At 69.0% G+C, this 12,871-nt stretch carries 7 protein-coding genes; 2 read left to right on the top strand and 5 right to left on the bottom strand.

Annotated elements, in window-relative coordinates:
- Window positions 1-77: 77 nt before the first annotated feature.
- The 3 genes from OG407_RS40805 to OG407_RS40795 all read right to left on the bottom strand — a co-directional run bounded on the left by OG407_RS40805 (window position 78) and on the right by OG407_RS40795 (window position 4,650).
- Complete coding sequence (locus tag OG407_RS40805) at window positions 78-965, bottom strand: glycoside hydrolase family 19 protein (protein ID WP_328676552.1); 888 nt, start codon at window positions 963-965, stop codon at window positions 78-80.
- Between the two features lie 229 nt (window positions 966-1,194).
- Window positions 1,195-3,564 carry a penicillin acylase family protein gene (locus OG407_RS40800; protein WP_405865218.1) on the bottom strand — a complete coding sequence of 790 codons (2,370 nt, stop codon included), beginning with the start codon at window positions 3,562-3,564 and terminating at the stop codon, window positions 1,195-1,197.
- A gap of 177 nt (window positions 3,565-3,741) precedes the next feature.
- Complete coding sequence (locus OG407_RS40795; RefSeq protein ID WP_405865216.1) at window positions 3,742-4,650, bottom strand: SGNH/GDSL hydrolase family protein; 909 nt, start codon at window positions 4,648-4,650, stop codon at window positions 3,742-3,744.
- A gap of 177 nt (window positions 4,651-4,827) precedes the next feature.
- Between OG407_RS40795 and OG407_RS40790 the strand changes: the two genes are divergently transcribed.
- The gene (locus tag OG407_RS40790; protein ID WP_405865214.1) at window positions 4,828-5,079 is read left to right on the top strand and encodes a Smr/MutS family protein; all 252 of its coding nucleotides are present in this window, start codon (window positions 4,828-4,830) and stop codon (window positions 5,077-5,079) included.
- 53 nt (window positions 5,080-5,132) lie between these two features.
- Here OG407_RS40790 and OG407_RS40785 read toward each other — a convergent pair whose 3' ends face one another.
- Window positions 5,133-8,483 carry a lectin gene (locus tag OG407_RS40785; RefSeq protein ID WP_405865212.1) on the bottom strand — a complete coding sequence of 1,117 codons (3,351 nt, stop codon included), beginning with the start codon at window positions 8,481-8,483 and terminating at the stop codon, window positions 5,133-5,135.
- Window positions 8,484-9,236: 753 nt separating this feature from the next.
- On the opposite strand from OG407_RS40785, the gene OG407_RS40780 reads away from it, so the two are divergent.
- Window positions 9,237-10,943 (top strand): carbohydrate binding domain-containing protein, encoded by a 1,707-nt coding sequence (locus OG407_RS40780; RefSeq protein WP_405865210.1) that lies wholly within the window; start codon window positions 9,237-9,239, stop codon window positions 10,941-10,943.
- 96 nt (window positions 10,944-11,039) lie between these two features.
- Here the strand turns inward: OG407_RS40780 and OG407_RS40775 are convergent, their stop codons facing one another.
- Window positions 11,040-12,746 carry a nitrate/nitrite transporter gene (locus OG407_RS40775; protein ID WP_405865208.1) on the bottom strand — a complete coding sequence of 569 codons (1,707 nt, stop codon included), beginning with the start codon at window positions 12,744-12,746 and terminating at the stop codon, window positions 11,040-11,042.
- Window positions 12,747-12,871: the final 125 nt, after the last annotated feature.

The following is a 12,871-nucleotide window of genomic DNA, read 5'->3' as shown; positions in this document are numbered from 1 at the left end:
ACGTACCGCCCCTGGAACGCGTGGGTGGGACGGGCACCGGCCGTTGGAACGGTCCAGCCGGCACCCGTGCCGCACGGTCAGCAGTAGAGGTTGGCCCCGGTGCTGGTCCCGAGGATCGAGGTGAACCGCGTGTAGGCGTCCACGCGGCTCTGCACCTGGGCGGGGCTCTTGCCGTCGCACTCGATCGAGCCGTTGATGCTGCGGATGGTCTGGCCGAAGCCGGCGCCGTTGACCATCGCGTTGTGCGGGGTCATGGAACCGGGACCGCTCTGGGTGTTCCAGTACCAGAGCGCGGTCTTCCAGGCCACGGCCGAGTCGTTCTGCACCAGCCAGGGGTTGCCCAGCAGGTCGATGCCCAGCGCGTCCCCGGCCGCCTTGTAGTTGAAGTTCCAGCTGATCTGCAGCGGACCGCGCCCGTAGTAGGCGGACTGGCCGGCCGGGCAGCCGTACGACTGGGACCAGTCGCAGTACGTCGGGTAGTTGGCGGTGTTCTGCTCGACGATGTACACCAGCCCGCCCGTCTCATGGCTGACGTTGGCGAGGAAGGCGGCGGCCTCCTGCTTCTTCGTGGTGTCGCTGCCGGTGTTCGCGAAACCCGGGTAGGCGCTGAGGGCGGCGGTGAGACCGCTGTAGGTGTAGAAGGAGTTGCGGCTCGGGAACATCTGGTTGAACTGGGCCTCGCTCACCACGAAGTTGCCCACGGGCGTGCCGGAGCCGTCGCAGGCGTACGGCTCCCAGAACCAGGTGCTGATGACCGGGTCGTAGCCCGGGTTGTCGTGCTCGGCGATGTACGCCTTGCCGTCGGTGTAGCGGACGATGTTGCCGGTGACGTACGACTTGCCGGCCACCCAGTTCGGATAGCTGGAACAGGAGGCGGCGGACGCGCCGGCGGCGGGAAGGACCACGGGCGTCAGGCTACCGAGGACGAGTGCGGTCAGCACTGCGGCGATGCGGCGTCTCGACACAGGGTTCAACTCCTCTGCGGAGCACGGCCGTACCCCGCCAAGGGCAGGGCGAAGCGGAGCCTTGGTGCGCACGGGCCGGTCGGACCGGTCACGGCGTGGGGGGGCGGCCGTGGTGGGGGATGGTGCCCCTCACTGAACCGCATTGGTATGTACCAGTCAAGGGTATAGACCAGTCAACCCCGCACCGCGGCGGCCGAGTTACGACCGGCCCGCGCTACGTCGACCCGTGTCACCTGCGCAGAGTCGTCACCTCCAGACCCGGGGCGCCGGAGATCTCCGCCTGGGTGAACCGCTCCGTGACCCACCGCTTGCGCGAGAAGAGGCGGGTCTGGTCCGAGAAGTGGGGCGACGCCGGGTTCGCGGACTGGCCGTAGGTGAGGAGGGTGTGGGCGCGCGGGCCGTCCGGGGTCAGTTCGACGGTCATCAGGAAGGTGGTGCCGAAGGCCCCGGCGGTCGGGGTGCCGGTGCCCGAGTCCGGATCCGCCTCCACGACGTCGAAACAGCCCGCGTCACAGCCGGGCAGCGGGATGCCGTCCCATTTCTGTACGGCGCCGAGTTCGACGTCGACCGGGAGGTCACGGGCGGCGAAGTCCTGGACGGCGTCGGCCAGGGCGCGCTGGACGCGCGGGTCCTCGCCGTTGAACCCCCTTGGTGTGGTGAGGGGTTGGGCGGGGTCGTAGGGGACGCGACGCCAGGTGTCGGGCGGACCGCCGTCGAGGAGACGGTCGTAGAACGTGCTCCAGAGCACGATGCCCCGGCTGGTGGTGTCGGCGCGGGTGTCCCAGCGGGCGAGGGTCGCACAGGCCTGCCGTACGTCGATCCGCGTGCCGTCCGTGGCCGTCAGGCTCGGGTGGGCGCGGCACATGCCGACGATGTCGTCACGGCCCGTCTCGGCCGACAGGACGCGGTTGCCGAGCATCGAGTCACGCAGGGTGCTTTCGGTGAAGCCCGGTGCGCCCAACCCGTCGGTGCCGTCCCGGCGTTGGGCGATCATGCGGAGTCCGAGCTGGGCCCGCCCGTCGAGGTGGGGATCGGTGTCGTACACGCCCGGGAGGCCGGTGATCGGCGCCTCCGGATTGACGTACTGGGGGCCGTTGTTGGAGTTGGCGACGTAGTCGGTACGGCTCAACTCCGGTTGCTGCGCGGGTCCGTAGAGGCCGGGCACGAGTGCGTCGGGGTCACTCCCCCAGGCACAGGCCGACGTCGAACCGTCCAGGGCGGTCGGCCCCTCGTCGTCCGGGAGGGTGCAGTGGGCGAGTTGGGCGTCGGTGAGGTGCGGGACGGCCGAGGAGTCGGTGAAGTATGTGCCGCCGCTGGTGTCGGCCGCGAGGGTGTAGGTCCAGGGAATGCCCTGGAACTCGTTCTGGGCGGCGCGGAGTTGGCCGAGGTTCCGTGCCTTGCCCATGGCCAGCCAGGTGTTCATGGAGCGCAGGTTGTCGGCGTTGGCGTCACGGATCGCGTAGGCGGTCGTCGCGGTCCAGCCGGAGGAGAGGACGGGACCGAAGTGCGAGGAGTACAGGGTGCGTTCGACGGTCGAGAGGCCGCCGCTCGCGTCCCGGACGGTGACGGGAACCGTACGGCGTTCCATCGGCACGGTCCTGCCGTCGAGCAGGTAGCTGGTCGGGTCGCCGGGTGCGAGCTTCAGCGCGTAGACGGAGGCGTGTTGGGCGTCGCTCGCGGTGTGGGTCCAGGCGAGGGTGCGGTTGTGGCCGATCTCGACCAGGGGTGTGCCGTAGAGGCCGGCGCCGGAGACGTCCAGGGTGCCGGGGATCGTCAACTGCACTTGGTAGAAACGGAAGTAGCCGACCGCCCAGGGAAGGTGCGGGTTGGCGAGGACCATGGCGTTGCCGGTGCGGGTCGCGTCGCGGCCGAGGGCCCAGCCGTTGCTGCCGACGTCGGCGGAGGCGAGGGCCGGGGCGGCGGAGGTCTCGGCGGTTGCGCTGGAGGCCGCCGTGTCCTTGCCGTCGGCGGCGGTCGTCGTCGGAGGCTTCGCGTCGCCGATGTCCGGGGCCAACGGCACTGTCGCGGTCACCCTGTTGACGTCGTAGACGACGTTCCACAGGTCGAGTGCGGTGATCGGCCGGACCCAGGGCTTGCCCTTGCACGTCGGGTCCGGCAGGTGGTCGACGCCGGTGTCGCGGAGATAGCGGTTGTACCCGGCGGCGTATCCCTCGACCATCCGGCGCAGTTCCGCTGTCGGGCCCAACGGGGCCTTCCGGGCGAGCAGTTGGTGGACGGTGCCCGCGCGCCGCTGCCCGCTGTAGTAGGTGTCGCTCGCGAGGTTGGAGCCTTGGGCTTCGTCTTCGCCGGGCTCTCCGTCGGGCCCGAAGTACCGGGACCGCTCACCCCTCAAGGTCACCACGTGGTCGGCGAGTTCGCACACGTTGTCCTGCGCGAACGCGTACCCGTATCCATATCCGAGCCCGTCGAAGTCCTGGGCCAGGATGTGCGGGACGCCGTACTCGGTGCGACTGATCCGGACCGTGTGACCGCCCTCGGCCACCGTCGTGCCACCCGGCCCCGTCGCGGCGGACGAGGGTGTGGGCAGCAGCGCGACAGTGGCCGAGGTGAGACACAGGACGGCCGCGAAAGCCGTCAACCTACCTGCTAAGGACCGTCTATGACACTTCGTCAGTTCTCTGGGTTCACCCATGGCCGCCACCTTGCAGGCAGGACCGAGGAAGCGTCATCGGGCCTCCGGCGGATATCCGCGCGGCCTGTCAGCCTCGGGGTGTACGCCTTGAGGCGCTGTCGTCCGTCCGGTGTCGTGTGTCGTCTACGGCTTGTAGATCTGCCGCAGGGTGGCGATGGCCATGGCGAACTGGCCGGACTCATTGGGGTGCGCGGCTGCGGTGTTGGCAGCGGGGGTGAGCGACTCGACCCATCGGTCCTCACGGGGTCGGCACATGTCGTGGCCCACCGTCGCCGTGTAGGTGTCCGCGTAGGAGGCGTGGGCGCCCTCGGCCGCCGCCTGGCGTAGTAGCGCCGCGTTGGCCTGCTTCGTGGTGTCCCGCAGATACGCGAAGTCGCCCTTGGCGAAGGGGACTTCGGCGCAGCCGACGCCGTTGTCGGGGAAGAGCGCCGGGTAACCGACGACGATCACCTTGGCGTGCGGACTGCGTCGCCTGATGTCGGCGAGCACATCGTGGACGCGCCCCTCCATAGTGACGACGCGGTCGGCCAGTACGTCCTTGCCGTCCGCCGTGAAGTACTGCTTGCAGGGGGTGCCCTCGCGGTCCGTCGCGGCGACACGTGCACAGGTGGCGAGCACACTGCTGAAGCCGACGTCGTTGCCGCCGATGGTCAGGGTGACGAGTCTCGTGCGGGGAGTGAGCGCGTCGGCCTGGGGAGCCTTACTGCCTTTGGGATTCCAGTAGTTGTTCGTGGTGGCGCCGCTGCACGTGACGTCGTCGAACGTGTGGTTGAGGCCCACCATCGAGGCGAACCGGGAGATCAGACTGGGGTAGCTGCCGGTCGTACGGTCGCACTCCTTGTCCTTCACACCCGCCAGTCCGGCCCCGGAGGCGTAGGAGTCGCCGCGCGCCACATAGGCGGGCCCATCGGTGGAGGTGGCCGCCGCGATCGGCGCGCTCAGCGTGAGGACGACGGCCGAGGCGGCCAGGACTCCGGTGGCGGCACGGCGCGTCCGGGACTGACTGCCCGGGGAACTGGTCGATCCGATCAATCCGAAAGGGGACACAACGCCTCTTCGTCGTGGGGGAATTGGACAGGCGCCGGCCGGTGCCACGGAAGAGCTGTCGCTCTCTCGATGTGATCGAGCCTAGGGTCGGGGCGAGGCTCCGTCCTCGCGCTACGGGACGACCGCCTCGTAGAACCAGAGTTGGAGAACACCCCGGAGGCGATGACCCTGATCACCCTGGATCTGCACCCCTACTTCCGCAGCGATCGCGACATCGACACGGCCCTGCGGCAGACCCTCTTCAAGGCGGCCGCCACCGGCGTCGACACCATCCAGATCATCCCGGGCAAGGGGACGGGCCAGCTCAAGAAGCGCGTGCTGGCCGTGCTGGCGCAGAAGCACATCAAGAAGCTCTACGCCCGCGTGGAACAGGACCCGGCCAACGCGGGCCGGATCCTGGTCCACCTTCGATAACTAGCCTTCGGCTATTGGTTGTTTGCTACTGGCTACTGGCTACTGGCTACTGGCTACTGGCCGAAGCCGTACGAGAACAGGTGGTCGGTTCCCGTCGAACCCGTCACCGGCAGCGTGATCGACGCGACCTGCTTCGACGAGTCCAGCGAGACCTTCGCGGCGAAGACGTAGGTCTTCACGCTGTCCCGGCCCCCGCTCCCGGTGTTCCGGTAAGCCGTCGTCGCGGCGGTCGTGTCGCCCGGAATCGGCTTGCTGGAACCGCCGTTGAGGGTCCAGTCCGGGAAGGCGACCGTCCCCTGGGAGGTGGTGCCGTCGGTGTAGGTGACGGTCACCGTGCCCGAGACGCCGCTGCCGTCGGTCGGCGCGTTGGTCGCCGTACCGAGCAGCCCCAGCGACGCACCCGACGTACCGGCCGGCATCGAGATGGTCTGGCCGGCCATCTCCAGGTTGTCCAGCTGTCCCGAAGTCACCGTCGGCCAGTTGTAGTTGACGCCGTCGACCGTGAGCGGCGAACCGCTCGTGACACCCGCGGCCGCCAGCGCGTTCTGCGAGAAGGCCCAACCCCCGCCGTCGAAACCGCCCGAGAAGGTGGCGCCGTCGGGATAGATGCCCTCGTTCGTGTTGTACGGCCACAGCGCACCGGCCTTGGCCACGGCCACCCGGAGCGTCGCCCCGGCCAGCGTCGCACCGGAGGTGTGGTCGGTCAGCGCGAACGTGACCGGGAACAGGCCTTCGTCCGCGCCCGCCGTCACCTTGACCTTCGCCTCGGCGCTGCCCGCCGCAGGCACCGTCAGCGATCCGGACGCCGGGGTCGGCGTGACGCCGGAGGGAGCCGTCGCCTTCCAGTCGACGGTGACGGCCGCGCTGCCGAGGTTGGTCAGGTCGAGCGTGCCGTCACCGGCCGAACCCGGCTGGAGTACAAGGCCGTTGGAGGGGCCGGCCGCGGCCAGCACCCGGCCGCCGCCCGTGGTGTCCGAGGGCGGGGCCGCCGAAGGGGCTGACGCCCAGGCGGTGTTGGGCTGCGTGCCGAGCGTGAAGTCGAGGGAGCCGGCCCCCTGGAACTTCTGGTACGTCAGCCATGGAGCGTTCCAAGCCTGCCCCTTGAGGGCGAGCGACTGCACGTACGGCGCGTCGGGCGCGGCCTGCGGGGCGTTGATCCGCACCGTCTTTCCGCTGCCGAAGGTCACCTTGGCCGCCGGGAACGCCGGGCTGCCGAGCGCCAGGGTGTCCGTGCCCGGGGTCTCCGGGTACATGCCGAGCTCGGACCAGACGTACCACGAACTCATCGCGCCGAGGTCGTCGTTGCCGAACGAGCCGACCGGGGCGTTGAAGTACAGCTTCTGCTGCGCCTCGCGGACGGCCGCCTGCGTCTTCCATGGCTGGCCGGTGTAGTCGTACTCCCAGGGGATCTCGACGCTGGGCTCGTTGCTGAGGTCGGCGTCGGCGTTGCCCGGGGTGGTGATGTCGTCGAGCAGGCTGTCCAGGTACGACGAGTAGGCCTTGGTGCCGCCGCGGGCCTGGATGAGCTGTTGCAGGTTGAACGGGACCATCGGCGTGTACTGCGCGGAGGTGCCCTCGACGAAGCCGTTGGAGGTGCCGGGGGTGAACCCGCCCGCGAACTGGCCGTCCTTGTTCTTGCCCTGCATGTAACCGGTCTGCGGGTTGAAGACGTTCATCCAGTCCTGGGCGCGGGTGGCGAACTTCTCGTAGACGGACGTCTTGCCCAGCGACTTCGCGAAGGCGGCGATGGCGTAGTCGGCGGAGTCGTACTCCAGTTGGGTGGAGACGGGGCCGTAGAAGTTGCAGCAGCCGTAGTCGTTCTCGTCCAGCGGGAGGTAGCCCTTGGCGTCCCGTACGGACTCGCCGGGGCGGTCGTTGTTGGGGACGGTGGCCTCGTGCTGCAGAGCGGCGAGGGCCTTGGTCGTGTCGAAGCCCGTCGCGCCGAAGGCGTACGCGTCGGCGATGATGCCGGCGGCCGGGTCGCCGACCATGACGTAGCTCTCGCCGTTGTTCGAGGCCCACTTGGGCAACAGGCCTGTCTGGTCGTAGCCGTTGAGCATCGAGGTGACTACGTCGGCGGTGACCTTGGGTTCGACCATCGCCATCAGCTGTGTCTGGGAGCGATAGGTGTCCCAGCCCGAGTAGTTGGCGTACTGGGCGTGCTGCCCCTTGGCCAGTGTGTGGACCTGGTTGTCCATGCCCATGTACTGGCCGTTGTCGTCGGAGAAGACGTTCGGGTGCAGCAGCGCGTGGTAGAGCGCGCTGTAGAACTGCGTCTGCTGGTCGGCAGATCCGCCGCCGACCTGGATCTTGTTCAGTACGGTGTTCCAGGCATCGTGGTTGGACCGTTCCACGGCGCCGACGTTCCAGTTCTTGATCTCGGTGCCGAGGTTGTTCGCCGCGCCCGCGTCGCTCGTGTACGAGACGCCGACCTTCGCGCTCACCGTGGGGTTCGCGGCGGTGTCGAAGGTGAGGTACATGCCGTTCGCGCCGGTCGTGGGCGGCTCGGCGGCCTTGGCTTTGGCTTTGGCTTTGGCTTTGGCTTTTGGACCGGTCCCGTGGACCGTGGGGGCCGGCGTCGCCGGGACGGTGAAGTGCTTCTCCTTCAGCGGCGCCGACTCGGTCGCGTGCGGGGCGAGTTGGACCTTGCCGGCCTTCAGCGACTTCGCGTCGGGGTTGATGGTGCCGCCGACCCAGGTGCCGCTCGCGGTGAACGGCTGGTCGAACTTGATGTCGAAGTGCAGCGTGTACCGGTTGCTCGCGCCGCAGAAGTGACCGCTGTCGACCGCGCCGCTGATCTCCTTGTTGTTGATCACCTGGACGCGGGTCCCGTCGACCTGTGTGGCGCCGCCGCTCAACTTGAAGAGCAGGTTGGCCTGTTGACCCGTCGGGAAGGTGAAGGTGCCGAGACCGGCGCGGGTGGTGTCGGTCAGCTCGGTCTTGACGCCGTTCGCGTCGGTGACCTTGTAGCGCCCGATGCCGGCCTGCTCGTCGGCGTGGCTGAACCCGACGGACGTGCTGCCGAGGTCACCCGACAGCGAACCGGTCACCGGCAGGATCGGCAGGTCGCCAGCGACGGAACAGCCCGGTCCAGAGACGTGGGTGAGGCTGAAGCCGGAGAGCTTGTTGTCGTTGTACTCGTAGCCGCCGCCCTCGGGACGGTTGGGCGTCGTGTCGGGACCCCACTGCACCATGCCGGCGGGCATGTCGGGACCGGGGAAGGTGTCGACCGCACCGGAGGTGCCGATGAGCGGGTTGACGAGGGACGCGGGGTCCGTCACGAGCGCCGGCGTCGCGGTGCTCGCGGCCTGGGCGCTGCCGATCGCCGTGAGCGGCAGGGCGGTCAGGCCCAACACGCAGGCCACGGCGAGGCGTTGACGGAATCTGTTGCGGTCACGTGGCACGGCTGAACGTCGGGGTCTCACCATCGGTCGCCTCCGCAGCGGTTCGTGCTTCGCAGATCAGGTGGCGGCGCACCGGAGAACACCGGAACGCCGACGACAGGCAACAGTTCCTGGTCGCTCCCACGGCCTGACAACGTTGCCAATGCACGAGTGACGAGTGAAACGGGTGTGTTGATGGTGTGTCAACGAGGCGAGCGGGAGTTTCTGGGGACGGAGTTCTTGAACGGATGGGGTCGGGGGTCATGGGTGCCCAGGGCGCGCGTGACGCCGCCGACCTGAGCACAAGGGGCCGCGGACGGACCCGGCGAGGCTCCCGCGCCCCGGTGGACTCGCCGAACCTGGCTGGTCCGGCGAGTGGGGCGGGCCCGGCGGCTCCGGACCCGGCCGGCACTTCGGCGCGAGTCCGGGCCGTCGAGACCGTAGCCCCGCACCACCCCTCCGGGAGACCGGGCGGGAGCCGAACCGGCCGGGCCGACCGGGCTGAACCGCCCGAGTCTTTGCGGGAGCTTTAGCTCCTGAACAGAGGCCCTTTCCACGCCTTCACGACGAGCGCCGCCCGCGGGCGAACCCGCGAGCCGAGCAGGGACGCACCGCCTCTACGGCCGTTCCCCCAGCCGGAGTTGACGCGACGCGACCCAACCGAACCAAGTTGGTCTAGTCCTCTTGACGGAGGGCTCCGCGAGTTGTTTGGTATGTACCAATATCCCGTGCACCCCCCTCGCCCCCAGCGGGCACCCCGAAAGGGGAACTGTCATGCGCCTGGCAAGATTCGCGGCCACCGTCTCCGCTCTCGCGCTCGCGGCCACCGGCGTCACCGTCGCCCTGGCCCCCGCGAGCAGCGCAGCGGGAAGCAGCGTCTACTCCGTGGCCCCCTACGTGGACATGTCGAACAGTCAGGAAGGACTGCTCGACACCGCCATCACCGGACACAAGCTCAAGGCCTACACCGCGGCCTTCGTGCTCGGCGTCGGCTGCAACCAGATCTGGGGAGACACGCTCCCCATCGGCAACGACTCCTACACCGACCCCTTGATCGCCAAGGCCAAGTCCGAAGGCGCGTCGGTCATCGTCTCCTCCGGAGGAGCCAGCGGCGAACCGCTCGCCTGGACCTGCTCGACCCAGAGCAGCATCGACGCCGGCTACCAGGCCATCATCAACGACTACGGCGTCACCCAGCTCGACTTCGACATCGAGGGCGCCGCCATCGCGGACACTGCGGCCGCCGCCCGCCAGATGCAGGCGATGAAGGACCTCAAGGCGTCCAACCCGAACCTCCAGTTCTCCATGACCCTGCCGGTGCTGACGAGCGGGCTGACCGGCGACGGCGTCAACATCCTCAAGGCCGCCAAGAACGCGGGCATCAAGATCGACGTGGTCAACATCATGGCCATGGACTACTACGCCGGCACCGGCACCGAGATGGGCCAGGGCGCGGTCTCCGCGGCCAAGGCCACGCTGGCGCAGATGCAGTCCGTCGACTCCGGTTACACCTACGCCAACCTCGGCATCACGCCGATGATCGGCAAGAACGACGACGGCTCCACCTTCACGCTGGCCGACGCCCAGGCGGTGGAGAGCTTCGCCGCGCAGAACAGTGTCGGACGGCTGGCGTTCTGGGCGATCACCCGGGACCAGGCGTGCGGCGGAAGCGCCAACTCCCTGCCCACGTGCAGTGAGATCAGCCAGAACAGCCTCGCCTTCACCGACGCGTTCGTGCCCTACGAGGGCAGTTCGGGCGGCGGCGGAGGCACCACCAGCGACTTCTCCGTGTCACTGTCACCGGGTTCGGCCTCGGTCACCCAGGGCGGTTCCGCAACTGCGGCCGTGTCCACGGCGGTTACGTCCGGCAGTGCCGAGTCCGTCGGCCTCACCGCGTCCGGCGCACCGTCCGGCGTCAGTGTCTCGTTCAGCCCCAACTCCGTGACGTCCGGCGGCAGTTCGACACTGACGGCGACGGTCGGCTCGTCCGTGGCCGCGGGCACGTACCCGATCACCGTCACCGGTACGGCCGCGACGGGCAGCCACAGCGCTACCTACACCCTCACGGTCACCACCACGGGAGGCGGCGGAGGAGGCGGGGGCTCACTGACCAACTCCGGCTTCGAGACCGGCAGTTTGAGCCCCTGGACCTGCACCGGCGGCAGCGCGGTGGTCTCCACCCCGGTCCACAGCGGCAGCCACAGTCTCCAGGTCACCCCGAGCGCCAGCAGCACCGGCGAGTGCGACCAGAGCGTCACCCTGTCCCCCAACACCAGCTACACGCTGACCGCTTGGGTGCAGGGACCGTACGCCTACATCGGAGTCACCGGCGGCGCCTCCGCGAGCACCTGGTCGAACAACTCGGCCTGGAACCAGCTCAAGACCACCTTCACCACCGGCAGCAGCGGAGCGGTCACGGTCTTCGTCCACGGCTGGTACGGCCAGTCCAACGTCACCGCCGACGACTTCACCCTCGGCTGAGCAAACCGGCACGACCAGAACCAAGTTGACGCTATGTCACCAACGCGCCGCGGCCGGGCAGTTGCGCCCACGCCGCGGCGTCGGTGGATACGTCGGTCAGGCCTCGCTCCCGGCGAGCGCGGCCAGTTCGCGGTCGACGGCCTCCTGGTGGGCCTGGGCGTCCTCGCGCGCCTTCTTCGGACTCCAGCGGCCGGCCATCACGAACACGAAGGGCAGGAACAGGACTTGCCCGCCCACGCAGATCCACCACCAGGTGCGCCACTCCCCGGGACCGTCCTTCGCGGCCTTCTGCACCTTCGTCCCGTACTCCTTGAGCACCTTGAGCTGCGGCTGCGCCTTCTGCACGACGGCCAGGTCGGCAGGGCCGACTTCCTTGACGGCCTGGGCGGCCAGGGCGGGAGGCGTCGTGGTCGGCGTGTACTTGCCCAGTTCCGCGAAGAGTTGAGGATGGGCGCCGACGATGGCCAGCGCCGGGGCGGCCTGCTTCTGCGCGACCGCCACCTCGGCGCCGTGCTCGACGAGCGGGGTGACGGAGGTGACCAGCACCGGGATGAACGCCGCCGACACGGCGACCACGATCCGTACCGTCCAGCCCCAGACGGCGAGCCCCGCGGCGGTCGCGGCCGGGTTCCGCTTCTCGACGGTCTCGGTGAAGCTCGCCATCCACGGCGCGTAGGCGACGCCGCTGAACACGCCGATCGCGACGAACAGCCAGGCGAAGGTGTAGTAGCCGGTCGTCGCATGGGTGGCCAGCGAGGCGAAGACGGCCGTCGCCACGATGGCACCGATCCCGCCGACGATCATGAAGGGCTTGCGCACCAGCAGCCGGTCGGAGAGCAGTCCGGCCACGATCAGCGCGAGGGCGTTCGCGGCCCAGTACCAGTTGGCGAGGCCGTTGGTGCGCTGCTCGCTGTAGCCGAAGGTGGTCGAGAAGTAGACGACGAAGTTGCCGACGGCCGCGTAGTACAGGAGCAGGAACACCGCGATCGCGAAGGCCGAGCCGAGGATGTCCAGGCGCAGCATCTGCCGCCACTCCCCGCGCCGTACCGCCTCCGTGTCGAGTCCCTTGGCGCGGGCCTCGACCAGGGCGCGGTCGCGCAGGCTCACCATGATCTGGTCGCGCAGGCCCGGGGACAGCTCGCGCAGGGCGAACAGGGTGACGACGAACACGACCAGCCCGGCCGCCCCGGAGTAGCGCAGCTCGTCCTGCCAGCTGGCGGTGTCGAGCGTACTGCTGGTCACCGACGTGACGACCAGGCTGCCGATGACCGGGCCCATCGTCCAGTAGCCCATGGCGGTGGCCCGGCCGAGCTGCGGTGAGAAGTCCCGGATCAGCGCCGGGGTCGCGACCAGCACGATGCCCTCGATGAAGCTCACGACCGCGAACAGCACCAAGTAGGTCGTCTTGTCACCGGCGTTGGGCAACCCGAAAAAGACCAGGAGCGCGGCGACGAGCAGGCCGTAGACCACGAGGTTCGCCCGCCCCCACCGGTCCGCGAGGCCGGCCACGAGTGAGGCGAAGGCGCCGACCGCGTTGCCGATGACCGAGACCCACACGAAGTAGCGGTAGGTCATGTCGAAGTGCGTGATGATCGACGTCGCCACCGCGTACTGGATGTAGAGCATGTAGTAGAGCACGACGGTCGTGAGCACCACGATCGCCAGATACGACATGCGCCGCCCGGTGGCCGGATACGCCGGCAGGTCACGGCGGTACAGCCGGGCGAGCGAGCCGCGAGCACCGGCGCCGGGCGCGTCGGCACCGGGGCCTCGCGTGTCGGATGGTGCGGAGGCGGAGGGCATACGGCTCCCTTTGGAACGGCCGGGGACAAGAGAGGGCGGCGGAAGGTGGGGGCTCCTTCCGTTCGAGCGGAGGCTAGTACCGACTAGTCGGTACGACTAGATGTGCGACATGACTTCGCGCGCGG

This window comes from Streptomyces sp. NBC_01515 (assembly GCF_045040345.1).
In the GTDB taxonomy this organism is placed as follows: Bacteria; Actinomycetota; Actinomycetes; order Streptomycetales; family Streptomycetaceae; genus Streptomyces.
Note: the sequence above shows the minus strand (reverse complement) of the source record. Positions and strands in the feature narration are given on the sequence as shown.

What these genes read in the sequence shown, in the direction of transcription:
- OG407_RS40790 (WP_405865214.1), top strand. Translation starts at nt 4,828, where the DNA reads ATGACCCTGATCACCCTGGATCTGCACCCCTACTTCCGCAGCGATCGC.
- OG407_RS40780 (WP_405865210.1), top strand. Translation starts at nt 9,237, where the DNA reads ATGCGCCTGGCAAGATTCGCGGCCACCGTCTCCGCTCTCGCGCTCGCG.
- OG407_RS40775 (WP_405865208.1), bottom strand. Translation starts at nt 12,746, where the DNA reads ATGCCCTCCGCCTCCGCACCATCCGACACGCGAGGCCCCGGTGCCGAC.